Origin of the sequence: Pseudomonas sp. R3-56 (assembly GCF_051132075.1) — a bacterium.
GTDB lineage: Bacteria > Pseudomonadota > Gammaproteobacteria > Pseudomonadales > Pseudomonadaceae > Aquipseudomonas.
The window spans coordinates 4,587,910-4,606,525 of the sequence record NZ_CP071657.1; the positions used below are offsets into that span (position 1 = coordinate 4,587,910).

The following is an 18,616-nucleotide window of genomic DNA, read 5'->3' on the forward strand; positions in this document are numbered from 1 at the left end:
CCGCCGCTATCGCGAGCAAGCTCGCTCCCACAGGGTTCATCGGTGAACACAATCTTTCATTCACCACTGCACCATTGTGGGAGCGAGCTTGCTCGCGATAGCGTCCTAAAGACCGATATAGCCCGACCGTCATAATTTTCGTCAACAAAACAGAAAACATTATTTGCTTTATTTGTATACAAAAGCATAATTCGCTTCGTGCGAGTTTCTGACCAAAAGGTCAACTACTTCGCCAGCCTTACCGCCTCAATGCCTCGCAGCCCTCCTCAGGGAGCACGCGGTGCTGAAATAACAATAAGACTCTTGAGGAGTACTCGCTGTGGAAAGCCGCAAACCCGAAGCCCAGACCCTGGACCTTTCGCCGCCACTACGCAGTGGCTGGCTGGAGCGAATCTTCAAACTCAGCTTGCATGGCACCACGGTGAAGACCGAGCTGATCGCCGGCCTGACGACCTTCATCACCATGGCCTACATCATCTTCGTCAACCCCAACATCATGGCCGACGCGGGCATTGATCATGGCGCTGCATTCGTCGCTACGTGCATTGCCGCCGCCCTGGGTTGCCTGCTGATGGGCCTGTATGCCAATTGGCCGGTAGGCCTGGCGCCGGGCATGGGCCTGAATGCTTTTTTCACCTACACCGTCGTCGGGACCATGGGCTACAACTGGGAAACCGCGCTGGGCGCGGTGTTCGTTTCCGGGGTGTTGTTCATGTTCCTGACCCTGTCGCGGGTGCGTGAGTGGTTGCTCAACAGCATTCCGGTGAGCCTGCGCTACGCCATGGGCGCGGGGGTCGGATTGTTCCTCGGGCTGATCGGCCTGAAGACCGCCGGAATCATCGTCGACAGCCCGGCGACGTTGATCAAGCTGGGTTCCTTGCATGAGCCAGGACCGCTGCTGGCCGCCGTGTGTTTCCTGATGATCGCCGTGCTGAGCTATCACCGCGTGTTCGGCGCGATCCTGATCAGCATCATTGCCGTGACCCTGGCCGGTTGGGGCCTGGGACTGGTGCAATACAACGGCGTGATGTCGACGCCGCCGAGCCTGGCTCCGACCTGGATGGCGATGGACGTCGCCGGCGTGTTCAACGTCAGCATGATCAGTGTGGTGCTGGCCTTCCTGTTCGTGCATATGTTCGACACCGCCGGCACCTTGATGGGCGTCGCCCAACGCGCCGGCCTGGTAAAGCCCGACGGCAAGATCGAAAACCTGTCCAAGGCCCTCAAGGCCGACAGCGCCTCCAGCGTATTCGGCGCGATGGTCGGTGTTCCGCCGGTGACCAGCTACGTGGAAAGCGCGGCCGGCGTCGCAGCCGGCGGCCGCACGGGGCTTACGGCGGTGACGGTCGGTGTGCTATTTATTGCCGCCATGTTCTTTGCCCCGCTGGCCGGGATGATTCCTGCCTACGCCACGGCCGGCGCCTTGATTTATGTGGCCATGCTGATGATGGGCGGCATGGCCCACATCGAGTGGGACGAAGCGACCGACAGTATTCCAGCCATCGTCACCGCCATCATGATGCCGCTGACCTTCTCGGTCGCCGATGGCATCGCGCTGGGTTTCATCACCTACGTGGTACTGAAGGCCGGCACCGGTAAACACAAGGAAATATCCGTCAGCCTGTGGGTGCTCTGCGCGATCTTTATCGCCAAGTTCATCTTCTTGTAAGCGGGCACCGTCTGTATCCGCCTCACCCCGTCGGGTGAGGCTTTTGTGCATCAGGAGCAAAGCAATGAATCTGGAAACCTGGTTGTTGTTCAGTGGCGCCGCCTTGGTGGTGATCCTCATCCCCGGCCCGCTGTCGCTGCTGATGATCAGCAACAGCCTCAACTACGGTCTGCGTCGTTCTTATCCGGCGTTCCTCGGTGGGGTGGTCGCCTCGATCTGCCTGTTGAGCGCGTCAGCGCTGGGGCTCGGGGCGCTGTTGCTGGCGTCGGAACAATTGTTCAGCGCCCTGAAAATCGTCGGCGCGCTGTATCTGTTCTACCTCGCCTGGCAGAGCTGGCAGCAATCGCGTCAGCCATCCCAGGGCGCCGAAGTGCCCCAGGCTACCGCCACTCCAAGGTTTCGCGCGCTGTTCGGCCGGGCATTCATGCTGGGCGCGAGCAACCCGAAAGACATCCTCTTCTTCGCGGCGTTCCTGCCGCAATTCCTGAGCGCCGAGCAGCCACTCCTGCCGCAACTGCTGATCATGATCGCCACCTGGACCGCGCTTGACCTGCTGTGCAAGCTGGCCTATGGCCTGGGTGCCCACGGCGCCGCCCGGTATCTGCGTACAGGCAAGGGTCAGAGCTGGTTCAACCGGGTCAGTGCGGGGTTGTTCAGTGGGGCGGGGGCGGCTTCTTTGTTGAGCCGCTGAAAAGCAAAAGCTTCGCGAGCAGGCTCGCTCCCACAGGGTTTTGTGAGCGCCAGACATCCAGTGTGGGAGCGAGCCTGCTCGCGAAGGCAGCCTCTAAGACAAGCTCTTTTTCAAGGCCAAAAAAAGCCCGCAGTGTGAGCGGGCTAAAAACCAAAGAAGCTCTATGCGCAGTCGCTTCCAGGGCAAGGCAGCTGCTTGGGGGCTCAGCTGCCTCGATAGGTTGAATAGGCATAAGGCGAAATCAGCAGGGGCACGTGGTAGTGCTCCTGCTCCTGCGCAATACCGAAGCGCAGCACCACCACATCAAGGAACGCCGGCTCGGCCAATTGCACGCCACGGGCGCGGTAGTAGTCGCCGGCGTGGAATTGGATCTGGTAGACCCCGCTGCGGTAGTCATCCCCTTGCAGAAGCGGTGCGTCGCAACGGCCATCGCTGTTGGTCAACGCGCTGGCGACCAGCTGCAATTGCGAACCTTCGACGCGGTACAGCTCGATCCTGATCGAGCTGCCCGGACAACCGTGTGCAGCATCCAAAACGTGTGTAGTCAGACGTCCCATTGATTGTGCGTGCCTTGCCGCAAGGCGACCAGGCACGGCGCCTCCTGAGTCAGTTGAAAGACAGGCCGCACCATTGTGAAGCATTAACGCTGCGGCAATTTTCGAATTAAGACACTTTAAACGTAAATTGTACACAATAAAAACTGAATTTTTCTCGTCCACACCGCCTGACGATGGTTCCGCCCGACTCCCGGTCCGCCCCTGCTTCGACAAAGGCTTGTGAAGAGTAAATTGACCAAGTGGGCAGATTTCTTGCAGTGTAGACAAACCGACGGTCGCGGTGAAAAATGCAAAAAACAGGCTTACAAGTCGAATATAAAGTTGTATACAATCAGCCCATCGTCGTGACGCCAGCCTGTGATCCACCCCCAAGGCGCCACCTACATGGTTCGAAGAAGAAGGAAGACTGCAGTGAGCGCTGACTACCCACGCGACCTGATCGGTTACGGCAGTAACCCTCCCCACCCGCAATGGCCGGGCAATGCCCGAATCGCCCTGTCTTTCGTACTCAACTATGAGGAAGGCGGCGAGCGCAACATCCTGCATGGCGATCGTGAGTCCGAAGCGTTCCTCTCGGAAATGGTTTCGGCGCAACCGTTGCTGGGCGAGCGCAACATGAGCATGGAGTCGCTATACGAGTATGGCAGCCGTGCCGGCGTCTGGCGGATCCTCAAGCTGTTCAAGCAATTCGATATCCCGCTGACTATCTTCGCCGTGGCCATGGCCGCCCAGCGCCATCCGGACGTGATCCGCGCCATGGTCGCCGCCGGCCATGAAATATGCAGCCACGGCTATCGCTGGATCGACTACCAGTACATGGATGAAGCGCAGGAGCGCGAACACATGCTCGAAGCGATCCGCATCCTCACCGAACTTACCGGCGAGCGGCCGTTGGGCTGGTACACCGGCCGCACCGGCCCCAATACCCGGCGATTGGTAATGGAAGAAGGCGGCTTTCTCTATGACAGCGACACCTACGACGACGACCTGCCGTACTGGGAGCCGAACAACCCCACCGGCAAGCCGCACCTGGTAATCCCTTACACACTCGACACCAATGACATGCGCTTCACCCAGGTGCAGGGTTTCAACAAGGGTGACGACTTCTTCCAGTACCTCAAGGATGCCTTCGACGTACTGTATGCCGAAGGCGCCGAAGCACCGAAGATGTTGTCCATCGGCCTGCATTGCCGCCTGATCGGCCGCCCTGCCCGCCTCGCCTCCCTCAAGCGTTTCCTGGAATACGTCAAGGGCCACGAACAGGTGTGGTTCAGCCGCCGCGTCGACATTGCGCGCCACTGGCAGCAGACCCACCCGTATCCGGGAGCTTCGAAATGACTGCCTTCCAGACCCTCAAGCCTTCCAGCCTGAGCCGCGAAGCGTTCGTCGAAGCCTTCGCCGACATCTACGAACATTCGCCATGGGTTGCCGAAAAGGCCTTCGACCTGGGCCAGGATCCCTCGATCGACCAGATCGAAACCCTGCACCAGCGCATGAGCGACATCCTGTTGAGTGCCGACCACGCCAGCCAGCTGGCGTTGATCAACGCTCACCCGGACCTGGCCGGCAAAGCCGCCGTCCAGGGCCAACTGACCGAAGCCAGCACCAACGAACAGGCTGGCGCCGGTATTCACCAATGCACGGCCGAAGAGTTCCAGCGCTTCACCGAGCTGAACGAGGCCTACAAGGCCAAGTTCAAGTTTCCCTTCATCATGGCGGTAAAAGGCAGCAACCGGCACCAGATCCTTGCCGCGTTCGAAACGCGCATTCACCACTCGGCGGATGCCGAATTCAAATGCGCATTGGCAGAGATCAACAAGATCGCGTTGTTCCGATTACTGACCCTTTAGCGAGCAGCACCTCAAGACCAGGTCCTGCAAGCATCCCCAGCCAACTTATCAAAGGCAGACAAGAAGAATGAAAGCTTACGCCGTACCGTTCGAGAAATTCGTCAACCTGGCCGACGCCCGCCTGGGCACCAGGATCATTTCGGTGACCGATGACTGGTTCGCCGATGCCAACCGCCTGTTCCAGCCGACCCCGGCCGTGTGGAAGGAGGGTGTGTTCGACGATAACGGCAAATGGATGGACGGCTGGGAGTCGCGCCGCAAACGTTTCGAAGGCTACGACAGCGCGGTGATCCGCCTCGGCGTGCCGGGCTCGATCAAGGGCGTGGATATCGACACCTCATTCTTCACCGGTAATTACCCACCGTCGGCCTCCCTGGAAGCCTGTTTCCTGGCTGAAGGCGAGTCGGATGAAAACACCCAGTGGACCGAAGTGCTGTCGGCCGTCGAGCTGAAGGGCGACAGCCACCACTACCACGAAATCAGCAATGACCAGGCGTTCAGCCATCTGCGCTTCAACATCTATCCGGACGGCGGCGTGGCCCGGCTGCGGGTCTACGGGATTCCATACCGCGACTGGTCCGCCGTCGGCGACAACGAACAGATCGACCTGGCTGCCGCCCTCAACGGTGGCCGTGCCCTGGCCTGTTCCGACGAACACTTCGGCCGCATGAGCAACATCCTCAACCCGGGCCGTGGCGTGAACATGGGCGACGGCTGGGAAACCGCCCGTCGGCGCACCCCCGGCAATGACTGGGTGATTGTCGCCCTGGGCCATGCCGGCATTGTTGAGAAAGTCGTCGTCGATACCCTGCACTTCAAAGGCAACTACCCGGACAGCTGCTCGATCCAGGGCGCGTTCGTCAAAGGCGGCACCGACAGCCAGATCGAAACCCAGTCGCTGTTCTGGCGTGAACTGCTGCCGAGCCAGAAGCTGGAAATGCACGCCGAACACACCTTCGCCGAGCAGATCAAGGCGCTGGGGCCGATCACCCACATCCGTCTGAACGTGTTCCCGGACGGTGGCGTGAGTCGCCTGCGGGTATTGGGCAAGGTCGCTAAATAGCAGTGAAGCCAATCGCGAGCAGGCTCGCTCCCACAGGGGTATGCGGTCAAATGTGGGAGCGAGCCTGCTCGCGATAGCAATAGAACAGACAACAACGAATTCAAGGTTAAGAAGACCAGCATGCGCACACTCAAGATCGAGCCATTGACCAAAGAAGCCTTCGCCCCGTTCGGTGACGTGATCGAAACCGACGGCAGCGATCACTTCATGATCAACAACGGTTCGACCATGCGCTTCCACCGCCTGGCGACGGTCGAGACCGCCACGCCGGACGACCACGCGATCATCAGCATCTTCCGCGCCGACGCGCTGCAGATGCCGTTGACCGTGCGCATGCTGGAGCGCCATCCGCTGGGCAGCCAGGCCTTCATTCCGCTGCTCGGCAACCCCTTTCTGATCGTGGTCGCGCCACTTGGCGATGCACCTGTATCAGGCTTGGTCCGCGCCTTCGTCACCAACGGCAGGCAGGGCATCAATTACCATCGCGGCGTCTGGCACCACCCGGTGCTGACGATCGAAAAGCGGGATGACTTCCTGGTGGTTGATCGCAGTGGCACAGGCAACAACTGCGATGAGCATTTTTTCCAAGAGGATGAGCTATTGATCCTCGCCCCCCACCAATAAGAGAAGGTCCGATCACCCGAAGACAAGGGTGACGGGCGAGAGGTAAAGACTGTGGAAGCACATATGCTGGAATGGCTGAACCTGAGCGTGCGCTGGGTTCACATGATCACTGGCGTGGCCTGGATCGGCGCGTCGTTCTACTTCGTCTGGCTGGAAAACAACCTCAATCGCGTCAATCCCCGGAGCGGCCTGGCCGGTGATTTATGGGCCATCCACGGTGGCGGCATCTACCACCTGGAAAAATACAAACTCGCGCCGCCGTCCATGCCGGACAACCTGCACTGGTTCAAATGGGAAGCCTATTTCACCTGGATGTCGGGCATCGCCCTGCTGTGCCTGGTGTTCTATTGGAACCCGACCGTCTACCTGCTGGCTCCCGGCAGCAGCCTGAGCGGCGCTGAGGGTGTTGCCCTGGGCATCGGTTCATTGTTCGTTGGCTGGTTCGTCTATTCGGCACTCTGCGACTCGGCACTCGGCAAACGCCCCGCCCTGCTCGGCCTGATTCTGTTCGTGCTGTTGATCGCCGCGGCCTACGGCTTCAGCAAGGTGTTCAGCGGTCGCGGCGCCTATCTGCATGTCGGCGCCGTCATCGGTACGATCATGGTCGGCAACGTGTTCCGCATCATCATGCCGGCCCAGCGCGCCTTGGTGGCGGCCATCGCCGAGAACCGCACACCTGACCCGGCGTTGCCAGCCAAGGGCCTGCTGCGTTCGCGCCACAACAACTACTTCACCCTGCCGGTGCTGTTCATCATGATCAGCAACCACTTCCCGAGCACCTACGGCAGCCAGTACAACTGGTTGATCCTGGCCGGGATCGCCGTGGCGGCCGTGTTGGTGCGTCATTACTTCAACACCCGCCATGACAGCAACCGGTTTGCCTGGACGCTGCCGGTCGGCGCCCTGGCGATGATCTGCCTGGCTTACGTCACCGGGCCCAAGCCAATGCCAACGGCACCGGAAGTCGCCAAGGCTCCTGGCGTGATCGAGTATCAACCGTTGCCGGAAACGGCGGTGGGCGGCGGGGCCAAACCGGCCACGGCGCCAGCCGCTCCGGCAACCGCGCCCGCCCAGGCGTCCAGTGCGCAGGGCCCGTCATTTGAAAAGGTCCACAGCGTGATCCAGGAGCGCTGCTCGGTCTGTCATTCGGCCAAGCCCACCAGTCCGCTGTTCAGCGCCGCGCCGGGCGGGGTGATCTTCGATACGCCGCAGCAGATCCAGCAACAGGCCGCACGCATCCAGGCCCAGGCCGTGACCACCCAGATCATGCCCTTGGGCAACATCACCCAGATGACCCAGCAGGAACGTGATCTGATCGGCGCCTGGATCACCCAGGGCGCACGCACCAACTAGTCCGGCCAGACACACCCCGCTCCACCCGCAATACCGCAGACAGGCAGGCCGGCACACGACCGGTCGCCTGTCAGCGGCCGCCTGCGCCTCAACAACAAGAACAAGAGGAAAGCTTTATGCATGCGCTCCATCGTCACGCCTCCAGATGCGCCGTCGCAACGCACTTGAGTCGTCCCAGGCAAGTCCGTATCCTGCGCGGCCGTTCAAACCCGGACACCTCAAAATAATCATCAAGTCCTGAGCGACCCGCCGACTTTCAGCCACTGCCACAAACAAAAAGCTGACCGAACGGATGTTTTGTCCGTGGAAAAAGGCGCCACACCAGAGCGCTGACGACAACAACGCGGTACCACTTACCTTTGGGAGCAAACCGAATGAAACGTACGTGCACCAGCCTGATACTCGCAGGATCGTTGCTCGCCGGCAGCCAAGCCATGGCCGGCGATCTGTTGCAGTGGCAGAACAACAGCCTGAGTTATCTCTACGGCAAGGATTTCCAGATCAACCCGCGTATCCAGCAGACCGTGACGTTCGAACACGCCGATGCCTGGACCTACGGCGACAACTTCTTCTTCCTCGACCGGATCTTCTACAACGGCGAGGACGACAGCAATTCCGGCCCGAACACCTACTACGGCGAGTTCAGCCCGCGCCTGTCGTTCGGCAAGATTTTTGATCAGAAGCTGGAACTGGGCCCGGTCAAGGATGTGCTGCTGGCGATGACCTATGAGTTTGGCGAAGGTGACAACGAGTCCTACCTGATCGGCCCGGGTTTCGACCTGGCGATTCCCGGCTTCGACTATTTCCAGTTGAACTTCTACAACCGACAGACCGAAGGCTCGCGGGCGGGCGACAACGTCTGGCAGATCACCCCGGTCTGGGCCGTCACCGTCCCGGTGGGTTCATCCGACATTCTGTTCGACGGGTTCATCGACTGGGTCGTCGACAACGACAGCAACGCCAAGGGCACGTACCACGCCAACCTGCATATCGTCCCGCAGATCAAATATGACCTGGGCAAGGCCTTGAAGCTCGGCGCCAAGCAGCTATACGTGGGCGTGGAATACGACTACTGGAAGAACAAGTACGCCATCGAGGACAGTGAAAGCTTCAAGACCAACCAGAGCAATACCAGCCTGTTGGTCAAATACCATTTCTGACTCGGCGTACCCATAAAAAAACCGGACCCAAGGTCCGGTTTTTCATTCATGGGCTTATTCAGCCGCCGGCGCCTCGGGCTTGCGGCGTTTGAGCGGGGCCATGCCGTCCTTGCTGACCAGCGACGGCGCATCGCTCTTCGGGCGGTTGGCGGTCTTGCGCTTGGTCGGGGCCTTGGCGCCGGTTTTTTTCTTGTCGCCCTTGGCGTCGACCTTTTTCTTCTTCACGCCAACGGCCTTGCCCGACGCCTTGACCTTTTTCGGTCCGCCGTAGGTGCCTTTGACTTCCTTGATGGTGCGGCGCTCGAAGCTCTGCTTGAGGTAGCGCTCGATGCTCGACATCAGGTTCCAGTCGCCGTGGCAGATCAGCGAGATCGCCAGGCCATCGTTGCCGGCGCGACCGGTGCGGCCGATGCGGTGCACGTACTCGTCCCCGCTGCGGGGCATGTCGAAGTTGATGACCATGTCCAGGCCGTCGACGTCCAGGCCACGGGCGGCGACATCGGTGGCAACCAGGATCTTCACACCGCCCTGCTTGAGACGGTCGATGGCCAGCTTGCGGTCCTTCTGGTCTTTCTCGCCGTGCAGCACGAACGCCTTGTATTCCTGGGCGACGAGACGACCGTAGATGCGGTCGGCCATGGCCCGGGTGTTGGTGAATACGATGGCTTTTTCGTAGGTCTCGTTGGCCAGCAACCAGTTCACAATCTGCTCTTTGTGCTGGTTGTGGTCAGCGGTGATGATCTGCTGGCGAGTCGTGGAGTTCAGCTGGCTGACCGCGTTGAGCTGCAAGTGCTCAGGGTTGTTCAGGACCTTGGCGATCATCTCGCGCAGGCCCGAACCGCCAGTGGTGGCGGAGAACAGCATGGTCTGCTGGCGATTGACGCATTCATCCACCAGGCGCTGCACGTCTTCGGCAAAACCCATGTCCAGCATGCGGTCGGCTTCGTCCAGCACCAGCACTTCGACTTCCTTGAGGTCGAGGTTGCCGGCGTTCAGTTGCTCGATCATCCGCCCCGGGGTGCCGATCAGGATGTCCGGCACCTTGCGCAGCATGGCGGCCTGGACCTTGAAATCTTCCCCGCCGGTGATCAGGCCGGACTTGATGAAGGTGAACTGCGAAAAGCGTTCCACTTCCTTCAAGGTCTGCTGGGCCAGTTCGCGGGTCGGCAGCAGGATCAGAGTCTTGATGCTGACGCGGACCTTGGCCGGGCCGATCAGGCGATTGAGAATCGGCAGCACGAACGCAGCGGTCTTGCCGCTGCCGGTCTGCGCCGTCACCCGCAGGTCACGCCCCTGGAGCGCGAGCGGAATAGCCGCTGCCTGCACCGGCGTTGGCTCGACAAATTTAAGCTCGGCCACGGCTTTGAGCAGGCGTTCGTGCAGGGCGAATTGGGAAAACACGGGTGCTACCTCGAAGAAATGCAAAAAAACAGCTGCATAGGTTACCGGTTTCGAGCGCGCAGGCCGAGTTTCTTTATACAAACGGCTGCAAATCAGTGTGTTTTCAAGACCGGATTTGTCATCAACGGTCACTTCGCCACGCTTAAATGCTCTAATTCGCCCATCGCGCTCATTAGAAGACCGTCTCGTCCATGGATATCAAACAATTCTGGCTCAACCTTCAGGATTTCTGGGGGGCCCTGGATCAGCACCCGCTCCTGCATTCCGGCCTCGCCCTGGCCCTGCTGCTGGCGATCGCGCTGGTGCTCGGACGCGTGGCGCGTTACCTGATCCTGCACGGCGCCAAGCTGATCGGCCGCCAACCGGCCCTACACTGGGTCAACGACCTGCGCCAGAACAAAGTCTTCCATCGCTTGGCGCAGACGACGCCGTCGCTGATCATCCAGTTCGGCCTGCACCTGGTGCCGGGGCTGAGCAAGACCAGCATGGTCTTCCTCGGCAATGTCGCGCTGGCCTTCACCATCCTGTTCATGCTGCTGGCCGTCAGTGCCCTGCTCAGTGCGCTGCTGGACGTCTATGCGCGCACCGAACACGCCCGCACCCGCTCGATCAAGGGCTACGTGCAGCTGACAAAAATGGTCCTCTACGTGTTCGGCGCGATCATCATCGTCGCCACGCTGATCGACCGCTCGCCGCTGTTGCTGCTGTCGGGCCTGGGTGCGATGTCGGCGGTGATCCTCCTGGTCTACAAAGACACGCTGCTGTCGTTTGTCGCCAGCGTGCAGTTGACCAGCAACGACATGCTGCGGGTCGGCGACTGGATCGAAATGCCCCAGGTCGGCGCCGACGGTGATGTGGTGGACATCACGTTGCACACGGTGAAGGTGCAGAATTTCGACAAGACCATCGTCTCGATCCCCACCTGGCGCCTGATGTCCGAATCGTTCAAGAACTGGCGCGGCATGCAGCAATCCGGCGGACGGCGGATCAAGCGCAGCCTGTTCATCGATGCCAGCGGCGTGCGCTTCCTCCACGACGAGGAGGAACAGCGCCTGACCCAGGTGCGCCTGCTGACCGACTACATCGGCCGCAAGCAGGCCGAGCTCAAGGCCTGGAACGAAGCCCAGGGCAACGTCGCGGCGATGTCGGCCAACCGCCGGCGGATGACCAACCTGGGCACTTTCCGCGCCTATGCCCTGGCCTATCTGAAAAGCCACCCGGAGATCCAACCGAACATGACCTGCATGGTCCGCCAGCTGCAGACCACTGCCCAGGGTATCCCGCTGGAAATCTACTGCTTCACCGGCACCACCGTGTGGGCCGACTACGAGCGCATCCAGGGGGATATCTTCGATTACCTGCTGGCGGTGATGCCAGAGTTCGGGCTGGGCTTGTACCAACAGCCGAGCGGTACGGACCTGCGGGCCGGATTGCTGCCGGCGGTGTTGGGGGCAAGCCATATTCCGGAACCGGAAAAGCAGGTGGTCTGAAGCCAACCCGATTCCCCTGTGGGAGCGAGCTTGCTCGCGATAGCGGTGCATCAGAAACATAGATGTTGACTGATAGTGCGCCATCGCGAGCAAGCTCGCTCCCACAGGGTTCAGGGTGAAGGGTCAATGTGAAGGCTGAGGCTGGCGTATCCCCAACCGACTGATCCACACCGCCGCGAGTATCACCGACCCACCCAGCAGCAACCGACCCAACGCCTCATGCTGGTTCCAGATCAGCAGGTTCACCAGCAACCCCACCGGCACGTGCAGGTTGTTCATTACCGCCAATGTCCCGCCGTTCACCAGGCACGCGCCCTTGTTCCACCAATACAGCCCCAGCGCGGTGGAGACCAGGCCGAGGAATACCAGCACGCCCCATTGCAACGGCGCTTCAGGCCAGAAATCGGCCTTGCCGAACAGCAGGAAGGCCGGCAGCGCGACCATCAGCGCGCCGAGGTAGAAATAGCCGAAACGCCGATAGTGCGGCAGGTCGCTCGGGTGCCGTGCCACCAGGTGCTTGTACAACACTTGCCCGGCCGCGTAGGTGAAGTTCGCCAGTTGCAGCAGCAAAAAGCCCATGAAGAAATCCGGGTTGATCCGGTCATAACGAATCACCGCCGCGCCGGCCACCGCCACCAGCGCCGCAATCAAGGCCCAAGGGTTGAAACGCCGATTGAGTGCATCTTCGATCAAGGTCACGTGCAGGGGCGTGAGGATGGTGAACAGCAGCACTTCGGGCACCGTCAGTACGCGGAAACTCAGGTAAAGGCAAACGTAGGTCACGCCGAACTGCAGGGCGCCGATCAACAGCATGCCGCGCATGAACGACGGCTCAACCTGGCGCCAGCGGGTCAGTGGAATGAACACCAGCCCCGCCAGCACGACGCGCACCAGCACCGCGAAATAACTGTCGACATGCCCGGCCAGGTATTCGCCGATCAGGCTGAAGGACAACGCCTGGATCAAGGTCACAAAAAGTAGATAGCCCATACCGCCCCTCGTTTCGAATGGCGGCGAAGATAGCGGTTTTTCGAAATTGTCGCGAGTTACCCCAACACCGGGAACCCTGTGGGAGCGAGCCTGCTCGCGAAAGCGGAGTATCAGGCAACAGATGTATTGACTGACAGGATGTCTTCGCGAGCAGGCTCGCTCCCACAGGGGATGTGTAGCGGTCACCAGATCGCAGGCAAAAAAAAGCCCGATCTCGCTTCAGCGTTCAATCGGGCGGCTGCACTCAGGAGCAATAAGTGCCAAGGGAGGTTCGATGCGCAAAACGGTTTGAAGGGAAGCGCCAAGTCACTAGAACACCTGGCGATTACCCGAGGATTAACGCTCAGGCCACTTGGGATAGCTTGGCGTTGGCCTGGTTCAGGCCCTTCTCCTGGAAGTCGCCGCCCAGGTTCATGCCTTCGGCATGGATGAAGGTCACGTCGTGGATACCGATGAAGCCCATGACTTGGCGCAGGTACGGTTCCTGGTGATCGGTGCTGCCACCGGCATGAATGCCGCCGCGGGCGGTGAGCACGAAAGCGCGCTTGCCGGTCAATAGCCCCTGGGGACCGGTGGGGGTGTACTTGAAGGTCACGCCGGCGCGCAGCACGTGGTCGAGCCAGGCTTTCAAGGTGCTCGGGATGGCGAAGTTGTACATCGGCGCGGCCATCACCAGAACATCGGCGGCGAGCAGCTCATCGGTCAGCTGGTTGGAGCGCTCCAGGGAGGCGTTCTCGAGGTCGTTGCGCTGCTCGGTCGGTTTCATCCAGCCCCCCAGCAGATGGGCGTCCAGGTGCGGAACAGGGTTGACTGCCAGGTCGCGAACGCTGATCTCATCGGCCGGATGCGCGGCTTTCCACTGGCTGATGAAGGTCTGGGTCAGTTGACGGGAAACCGAGTCTTGTTGGCGGGCACTGCTTTCGATGATCAGAACGCGGGACATGGCTTGTAGGCTCCATCTGAGAATGTTGTAAGTCGATGGAGTGAAGGTTAAGTGCGATCATATCGATGAAAAAGCGCAAATAATTGCTGCAAAACATCGATTATTTCGTTTATAAGCGGAGCACGCCTTGTGACGCTGCCCCGCCGCTGGTTATTTCGGCTTGCAGGTCAGCTCGATGCGCAGCTTGATGATGTTGCGGTTGAACTTGGCGGTGGCGTTCTTGAACTTGCCGGCGGCGACTTCGATCTTGCGGGTTCGCGGCGCTTCGGGGCCGTTGCGAAACACCACGCTGCACGCCGCGTCGGTGCTGCCGTAGTTGTTGACCTGGATCGAGCCGATGTCGGCATCGGTGTCGTAGGCGGTGTAGTCGATGCTCAAGCCGTTGAGGTGTTTTTCCACGTCGATCGGGTAGGCAAAGGCACTCAGCGGCAGCAGGGCCAGCAGCGCACAACAGATTTTTTTCATTCGGCAGTCTCCACGAGGGGACCGCCAGCTTAGGACAAGAGGAGCTCAATATGAAAGCGCCCCGCGTGACCCTTGATCAATGGCGAACGTTGCAGGCGGTGGTGGACCATGGTGGTTTCGCCCAGGCCGCCGAAGTACTGCACCGCTCTCAATCATCGGTGAGCTACACCGTGGCCCGCATGCAGGATCAGCTCGGCGTGCCGTTGCTGCGTATCGACGGACGCAAGGCCGTGCTGACCGAAGCCGGCGGCGTGCTGCTGCGCCGTTCCCGGCAACTGGTGAAACAGGCCAGCCAGCTGGAAGACCTGGCCCACCACATGGAGCAGGGTTGGGAAGCTGAAGTGCGCCTGGTGGTCGACGCGGCCTACCCCACTGCCCGCCTCGTCCGCGCCCTGACCGCATTCATGCCGCAGAGTCGGGGCTGCCGGGTAAGGCTGCGCGAAGAAGTCTTGTCCGGTGTCGAAGAGGTACTGCTCGAAGGCGTCGCCGACCTCGCCATCAGCGGCTTCAGCATTCCCGGTTACCTGGGCGCGGAACTGAGCGATGTCGAATTCGTCGCGGTGGCCCATCCCGAGCACGCCCTGCACCGACTCAACCGCGAGCTGACGTTCCAGGACCTGGAGAGCCAGTTGCAAGTGGTGATCCGCGACTCCGGCCGCCAGCAGCCCCGCGATGTCGGCTGGCTCGGCGCCGAACAGCGCTGGACCGTGGGGAGCCTGGCCACCGCCGCGACGTTCGTCGGCAGCGGCCTGGGCTTTGCCTGGCTGCCCCGGCACATGATCGAGCGAGAACTCAGGGAGGGCACGCTCAAACGTCTACCCTTGGATCAGGGCGCCAGCCGCAACCCGAGCTTCTATCTGTATTCGAACAAGGAAAAGCCCCTGGGACCGGCCACGCAGATTCTCATCGAGCTGCTGCGCACCTTCGATACCGCGCCGCTGGATGCGCCGTTCGCTGCCCCTGAACAAGCCTGACAAGGATCTCGCCGATGGCCTTTTTCGAACATGAAGGTTGCAACCTGCACTATGAGGAATATGGCCACGGCGCACCGTTGGTGCTGGTCCACGGGTTGGGCTCCAGCACGCGCGACTGGGAAAAGCAGATTCCCGTGTTGTCGCGCCACTACCGCCTGATCGTGATGGATGTGCGCGGCCACGGCCGCTCCGACAAGCCGCGCGAGCACTACAGCATCGCGGGCTTCAGCGCCGATCTGGATGCCCTGATCGAGCACCTCGATCTCGGCCCGGTGCACCTGGTGGGCTGGTCCATGGGCGGCATGATCTGTTTCCAGCTGGCCGTGGACCAACCCGCACGGGTCAGGAGCCTGTGCATCGTCAACAGTGCCCCTGAAGTCAAAGTCCGTACGCCCGACGATTGCTGGCAATGGTTCAAGCGCTGGAGCCTGATGCGCCTGCTGAGCCTGGAAACCATCGGCAAGGCCCTCGGCGAGAAGTTGTTCCCCAAGCCCGAACAAACCGAACTGCGCCTGGAGATGGCCCGGCGTTGGGCAGAGAACGACAAACGTGCCTATCTCGCCAGTTTCGACGCCATTGTCGGCTGGGGCGTGCAGGAACGCCTGGCGCAAATTGCCTGTCCAACCCTCATTATCTGCGCCGACCACGACTACACCCCGGTGGCGCTGAAAGAGGCCTATGTAAAACTGCTGCCTGACGCACGACTGGCGGTCATCGCCGATTCACGGCACGCTACGCCCCTGGATCAACCCGAACGCTTCAACCAGACCCTGCTCGAATTCTTGACCGCAACCGACTTCACTACCCAGGATCACTGAACCCATGCTGAAAAAAATCGCCCTCGCCGCCGGCACCGTACTGTTTGCTGCCAACCTGATGGCCGCCACGCCGGCCAAGGCGCCACACGTCCTGCTGGACACCACCAACGGCCAGATCGAAATCGAACTGGACCCGGTCAAGGCGCCCATCAGTACCAAGAATTTCCTTGAGTACGTGGACAGCGGCTTCTACAACAACACGATTTTCCATCGCGTCATTCCGGGCTTCATGGCTCAGGGCGGCGGTTTCACCCAGCAGATGCAGCAGAAAGACACCAAGCCACCGATCAAGAACGAAGCCAGCAATGGCCTGCATAACGTTCGCGGCACCTTGTCGATGGCCCGTACATCCAACCCGGATTCGGCCACCAGCCAGTTCTTCATCAACGTGGCCGACAACGCCTTCCTCGACCCGGGCCGCGACGCCGGCTACGCGGTATTCGCCAAGGTGGTCAAGGGCATGGACGTGGTGGACATCATCGTCAACTCCCAGACCACCACCAAATCAGGCATGCAAAACGTGCCGGTCGATCCTGTGATCATCAAGTCGGCCAAGCGCATCGACTGAACCCACAGGGCAAGCCTGAGCGGCGCCGGCTACCCCGCGCCGCCCACCGCAAAAAAGGAGAGCCCCCGCCCGGGCTATGTACCCCATGGTTTACCGCCGTTTTGAAAAACTGATCGACATCTTCCGCGACGCCCCGACCTCGGCCCCGCCGAACCGCGTCCTGCCCTTCTACACGTATTACCTGAAACAGGTCTGGCCCAGCTTCGCCGCACTGCTGGTGGTCGGCCTGATCGGCGCGCTGATCGAAGTGGCGCTGTTCAGCTACCTGAGCCGCATCATCGACCTGACCCAGGCCACGCCCAACACCGACTTCTTCAAGCTGCACGGCCTCGAACTGGCCTGGATGGCGGTGGTCGCGCTGGTGTTCCGGCCGATCTTCGTGGCCCTGCATGACCTGCTGGTGCACCAGACCCTGAGCCCGAGCATGACCAGCCTGATCCGCTGGCAAAACCACAGCTACGTGCTCAAACAGAGCCTGAACTTCTTCCAGAACGACTTCGCCGGGCGCATCGCCCAGCGCATCATGCAGACCGGCAACTCCCTGCGCGACTCGGCGGTACAGGCCGTGGATGCGTTGTGGCACGTGCTGATCTACGCCATCAGCTCACTGGTGCTGTTCGCCGAAGCCGACTGGCGCCTGATGATCCCGCTGCTGGCCTGGATCGCCGCCTACATCGGCGCGCTCTGCTACTTCGTGCCACGGGTCAAGGAACGCTCCGTGGTGTCCTCCGATGCGCGCTCCAAGCTCATGGGCCGGATCGTCGACGGCTACACCAACATCACCACCCTGAAGCTGTTCGCCCACACCAACTTCGAACAGCAATACGCTCGCGAAGCCATCGAGGAACAGACCGAGAAAGCCCAGTTGGCCGGACGCGTGGTGACGAGCATGGACGTGGTCATCACCAGCATGAACGGGCTGCTGATCGTCGGCACCACGGCCCTGGCGCTGTGGCTGTGGACGCAATCGCTCATCAGCGTCGGCGCCATTGCCCTGGCCACCGGCCTGGTGATCCGCATCGTCAACATGTCCGGCTGGATCATGTGGGTGGTCACCGGCATTTTCGAAAACATCGGCATGGTCCAGGACGGCTTGCAGTCCATCTCCCAGCCGGTCAGCGTCACCGACCGCGAGCAGGCCAAGCCGCTCGCGGTGGCCCGTGGCGAGGTGCGTTTCGAGCATGTCGATTTCCACTATGGCAAGAAAAGCGGCGTGATCAGCGACCTGAACCTGACCATCAGGCCCGGCGAGAAAATCGGCCTGATCGGGCCGTCCGGCGCGGGTAAATCGACACTGGTGAACCTGCTGCTACGCCTCTATGACGTGCAGGGCGGACGCATCCTCATCGACGGCCAGGACATTGCCCATGTCGGGCAGGAAAGCCTGCGCGAACGCATCGGCATGATCACCCAGGACACCTCGCTGCTGCACCGCTCGATCCGCGACAACCTGCTTTACGGCAAGCCCGACGCCACCGACGCGCAACTCTGGGAAGCGGTGCACAAGGCTCGTGCCGATCAGTTCATCCCGTTGCTGTCGGACGCCGAAGGCCGCAGCGGTTTCGATGCGCACGTCGGTGAGCGCGGCGTGAAGCTCTCCGGTGGCCAGCGCCAACGCATCGCCATCGCCCGGGTATTGCTCAAGGATGCGCCGATCCTGATCATGGACGAAGCGACCTCCGCGCTGGATTCGGAAGTCGAAGCGGCGATCCAGGAAAGTCTCGAGACGCTGATGCAAGGCAAGACCGTGATCGCCATCGCCCACCGCCTCTCGACGATCGCCCGGATGGACCGACTGGTAGTACTGGAAAACGGCCACATCGCCGAGACCGGCAGTCATGCCGAGCTGTTGGCCCATGGCGGGCTGTATGCGCGGCTCTGGCAGCATCAGACGGGTGGATTTGTCGGGATTGATTGACTCCGGAGTCCGCACAAAACCCGTGGCGAGGGAGCTTGCTCCCGCTGGGGTGCGCAGCGCCCCCCTTGGGGCCCGGTCCAGC

At 61.0% G+C, this 18,616-nt stretch carries 18 protein-coding genes; 13 read left to right on the forward strand and 5 right to left on the reverse strand.

The features are described 5' to 3' along the window. Positions 1-319 precede the first annotated feature (319 nt). Both J3P96_RS20820 and J3P96_RS20825 read left to right on the forward strand, forming a co-directional pair. Positions 320-1,669, forward strand: a complete 1,350-nt coding sequence (locus J3P96_RS20820; RefSeq protein WP_305496146.1) for an NCS2 family permease — start codon at positions 320-322, stop codon at positions 1,667-1,669. A gap of 64 nt (positions 1,670-1,733) precedes the next feature. After that, positions 1,734-2,360 (forward strand): LysE family translocator, encoded by a 627-nt coding sequence (locus J3P96_RS20825; RefSeq protein WP_434653299.1) that lies wholly within the window; start codon positions 1,734-1,736, stop codon positions 2,358-2,360. A 203-nt stretch (positions 2,361-2,563) separates the two neighbouring features. Here J3P96_RS20825 and uraH read toward each other — a convergent pair whose 3' ends face one another. Further along, positions 2,564-2,917, reverse strand: coding sequence for a hydroxyisourate hydrolase (uraH, locus tag J3P96_RS20830; RefSeq protein ID WP_305496148.1), 354 nt, complete (start codon positions 2,915-2,917; stop codon positions 2,564-2,566). Positions 2,918-3,328: 411 nt separating this feature from the next. Between uraH and puuE the strand changes: the two genes are divergently transcribed. The 6 genes from puuE (at position 3,329) to J3P96_RS20860 (ending at position 8,967) form a co-directional block, all read left to right on the forward strand. Beyond that, positions 3,329-4,255, forward strand: coding sequence for an allantoinase PuuE (gene puuE / locus J3P96_RS20835; RefSeq protein WP_434569441.1), 927 nt, complete (start codon positions 3,329-3,331; stop codon positions 4,253-4,255). Further along, positions 4,252-4,767, forward strand: coding sequence for a 2-oxo-4-hydroxy-4-carboxy-5-ureidoimidazoline decarboxylase (uraD, locus tag J3P96_RS20840; RefSeq protein WP_434569442.1), 516 nt, complete (start codon positions 4,252-4,254; stop codon positions 4,765-4,767). Before puuE ends, uraD begins: the two co-directional genes overlap by 4 nt. A gap of 67 nt (positions 4,768-4,834) precedes the next feature. Beyond that, entirely contained in the window at positions 4,835-5,830 is a 996-nt protein-coding gene (gene alc, locus J3P96_RS20845; RefSeq protein ID WP_434653302.1) for an allantoicase, read from the forward strand. Between the two features lie 120 nt (positions 5,831-5,950). Continuing rightward, positions 5,951-6,454, forward strand: a complete 504-nt coding sequence (locus tag J3P96_RS20850) for an ureidoglycolate lyase (RefSeq protein ID WP_434653304.1) — start codon at positions 5,951-5,953, stop codon at positions 6,452-6,454. A gap of 51 nt (positions 6,455-6,505) precedes the next feature. Then, positions 6,506-7,807, forward strand: a complete 1,302-nt coding sequence (locus J3P96_RS20855) for a urate hydroxylase PuuD (protein ID WP_305496153.1) — start codon at positions 6,506-6,508, stop codon at positions 7,805-7,807. Positions 7,808-8,181: 374 nt separating this feature from the next. Next, entirely contained in the window at positions 8,182-8,967 is a 786-nt protein-coding gene (locus J3P96_RS20860) for an outer membrane protein OmpK (RefSeq protein ID WP_434569445.1), read from the forward strand. Between the two features lie 54 nt (positions 8,968-9,021). Here the strand turns inward: J3P96_RS20860 and J3P96_RS20865 are convergent, their stop codons facing one another. Further along, positions 9,022-10,368, reverse strand: a complete 1,347-nt coding sequence (locus tag J3P96_RS20865) for a DEAD/DEAH box helicase (protein ID WP_434569446.1) — start codon at positions 10,366-10,368, stop codon at positions 9,022-9,024. 191 nt (positions 10,369-10,559) lie between these two features. Here J3P96_RS20865 and J3P96_RS20870 point away from each other — a divergent pair, with 191 nt between their 5' ends. Continuing rightward, a complete protein-coding gene (locus J3P96_RS20870; RefSeq protein WP_434653307.1) occupies positions 10,560-11,858 on the forward strand; it encodes a mechanosensitive ion channel family protein in 1,299 nt (432 codons plus the stop codon). Positions 11,859-11,981: 123 nt separating this feature from the next. Here J3P96_RS20870 and J3P96_RS20875 read toward each other — a convergent pair whose 3' ends face one another. The 3 genes from J3P96_RS20875 to J3P96_RS20885 all read right to left on the reverse strand — a co-directional run bounded on the left by J3P96_RS20875 (position 11,982) and on the right by J3P96_RS20885 (position 14,256). Further along, complete coding sequence (locus J3P96_RS20875) at positions 11,982-12,848, reverse strand: carboxylate/amino acid/amine transporter (RefSeq protein WP_434653309.1); 867 nt, start codon at positions 12,846-12,848, stop codon at positions 11,982-11,984. A 343-nt stretch (positions 12,849-13,191) separates the two neighbouring features. Further along, positions 13,192-13,791, reverse strand: coding sequence for an FMN-dependent NADH-azoreductase (locus J3P96_RS20880; protein ID WP_434625363.1), 600 nt, complete (start codon positions 13,789-13,791; stop codon positions 13,192-13,194). A gap of 150 nt (positions 13,792-13,941) precedes the next feature. Further along, positions 13,942-14,256, reverse strand: coding sequence for a 3-phosphoglycerate kinase (locus J3P96_RS20885; RefSeq protein ID WP_305496159.1), 315 nt, complete (start codon positions 14,254-14,256; stop codon positions 13,942-13,944). Positions 14,257-14,306: 50 nt separating this feature from the next. Here J3P96_RS20885 and J3P96_RS20890 point away from each other — a divergent pair, with 50 nt between their 5' ends. The 4 genes from J3P96_RS20890 to J3P96_RS20905 all read left to right on the forward strand — a co-directional run bounded on the left by J3P96_RS20890 (position 14,307) and on the right by J3P96_RS20905 (position 18,534). After that, entirely contained in the window at positions 14,307-15,230 is a 924-nt protein-coding gene (locus J3P96_RS20890) for a LysR family transcriptional regulator (RefSeq protein ID WP_305496160.1), read from the forward strand. A 14-nt stretch (positions 15,231-15,244) separates the two neighbouring features. Next, positions 15,245-16,048 (forward strand): alpha/beta fold hydrolase, encoded by an 804-nt coding sequence (locus J3P96_RS20895; protein ID WP_434653311.1) that lies wholly within the window; start codon positions 15,245-15,247, stop codon positions 16,046-16,048. Positions 16,049-16,052: 4 nt separating this feature from the next. Further along, entirely contained in the window at positions 16,053-16,616 is a 564-nt protein-coding gene (locus tag J3P96_RS20900) for a peptidylprolyl isomerase (protein ID WP_434625368.1), read from the forward strand. A gap of 85 nt (positions 16,617-16,701) precedes the next feature. Further along, the gene (locus J3P96_RS20905; RefSeq protein ID WP_434569451.1) at positions 16,702-18,534 is read left to right on the forward strand and encodes an ABC transporter ATP-binding protein; all 1,833 of its coding nucleotides are present in this window, start codon (positions 16,702-16,704) and stop codon (positions 18,532-18,534) included. The last annotated feature ends 82 nt before the right edge of the window (positions 18,535-18,616 follow it).

Bases quoted from the DNA above. Each gene is read 5' to 3' on its own strand.
- J3P96_RS20885 (WP_305496159.1), bottom strand. From the start codon at position 14,256: ATGAAAAAAATCTGTTGTGCGCTGCTGGCCCTGCTGCCGCTGAGTGCC.
- J3P96_RS20875 (WP_434653309.1), bottom strand. From the start codon at position 12,848: ATGGGCTATCTACTTTTTGTGACCTTGATCCAGGCGTTGTCCTTCAGC.
- J3P96_RS20825 (WP_434653299.1), top strand. From the start codon at position 1,734: ATGAATCTGGAAACCTGGTTGTTGTTCAGTGGCGCCGCCTTGGTGGTG.
- J3P96_RS20905 (WP_434569451.1), top strand. From the start codon at position 16,702: ATGGTTTACCGCCGTTTTGAAAAACTGATCGACATCTTCCGCGACGCC.
- J3P96_RS20900 (WP_434625368.1), top strand. From the start codon at position 16,053: ATGCTGAAAAAAATCGCCCTCGCCGCCGGCACCGTACTGTTTGCTGCC.
- J3P96_RS20895 (WP_434653311.1), top strand. From the start codon at position 15,245: ATGGCCTTTTTCGAACATGAAGGTTGCAACCTGCACTATGAGGAATAT.
- alc (WP_434653302.1), top strand. From the start codon at position 4,835: ATGAAAGCTTACGCCGTACCGTTCGAGAAATTCGTCAACCTGGCCGAC.
- J3P96_RS20880 (WP_434625363.1), bottom strand. From the start codon at position 13,791: ATGTCCCGCGTTCTGATCATCGAAAGCAGTGCCCGCCAACAAGACTCG.
- J3P96_RS20860 (WP_434569445.1), top strand. From the start codon at position 8,182: ATGAAACGTACGTGCACCAGCCTGATACTCGCAGGATCGTTGCTCGCC.
- J3P96_RS20850 (WP_434653304.1), top strand. From the start codon at position 5,951: ATGCGCACACTCAAGATCGAGCCATTGACCAAAGAAGCCTTCGCCCCG.
- uraD (WP_434569442.1), top strand. From the start codon at position 4,252: ATGACTGCCTTCCAGACCCTCAAGCCTTCCAGCCTGAGCCGCGAAGCG.
- uraH (WP_305496148.1), bottom strand. From the start codon at position 2,917: ATGGGACGTCTGACTACACACGTTTTGGATGCTGCACACGGTTGTCCG.
- J3P96_RS20870 (WP_434653307.1), top strand. From the start codon at position 10,560: ATGGATATCAAACAATTCTGGCTCAACCTTCAGGATTTCTGGGGGGCC.
- J3P96_RS20890 (WP_305496160.1), top strand. From the start codon at position 14,307: ATGAAAGCGCCCCGCGTGACCCTTGATCAATGGCGAACGTTGCAGGCG.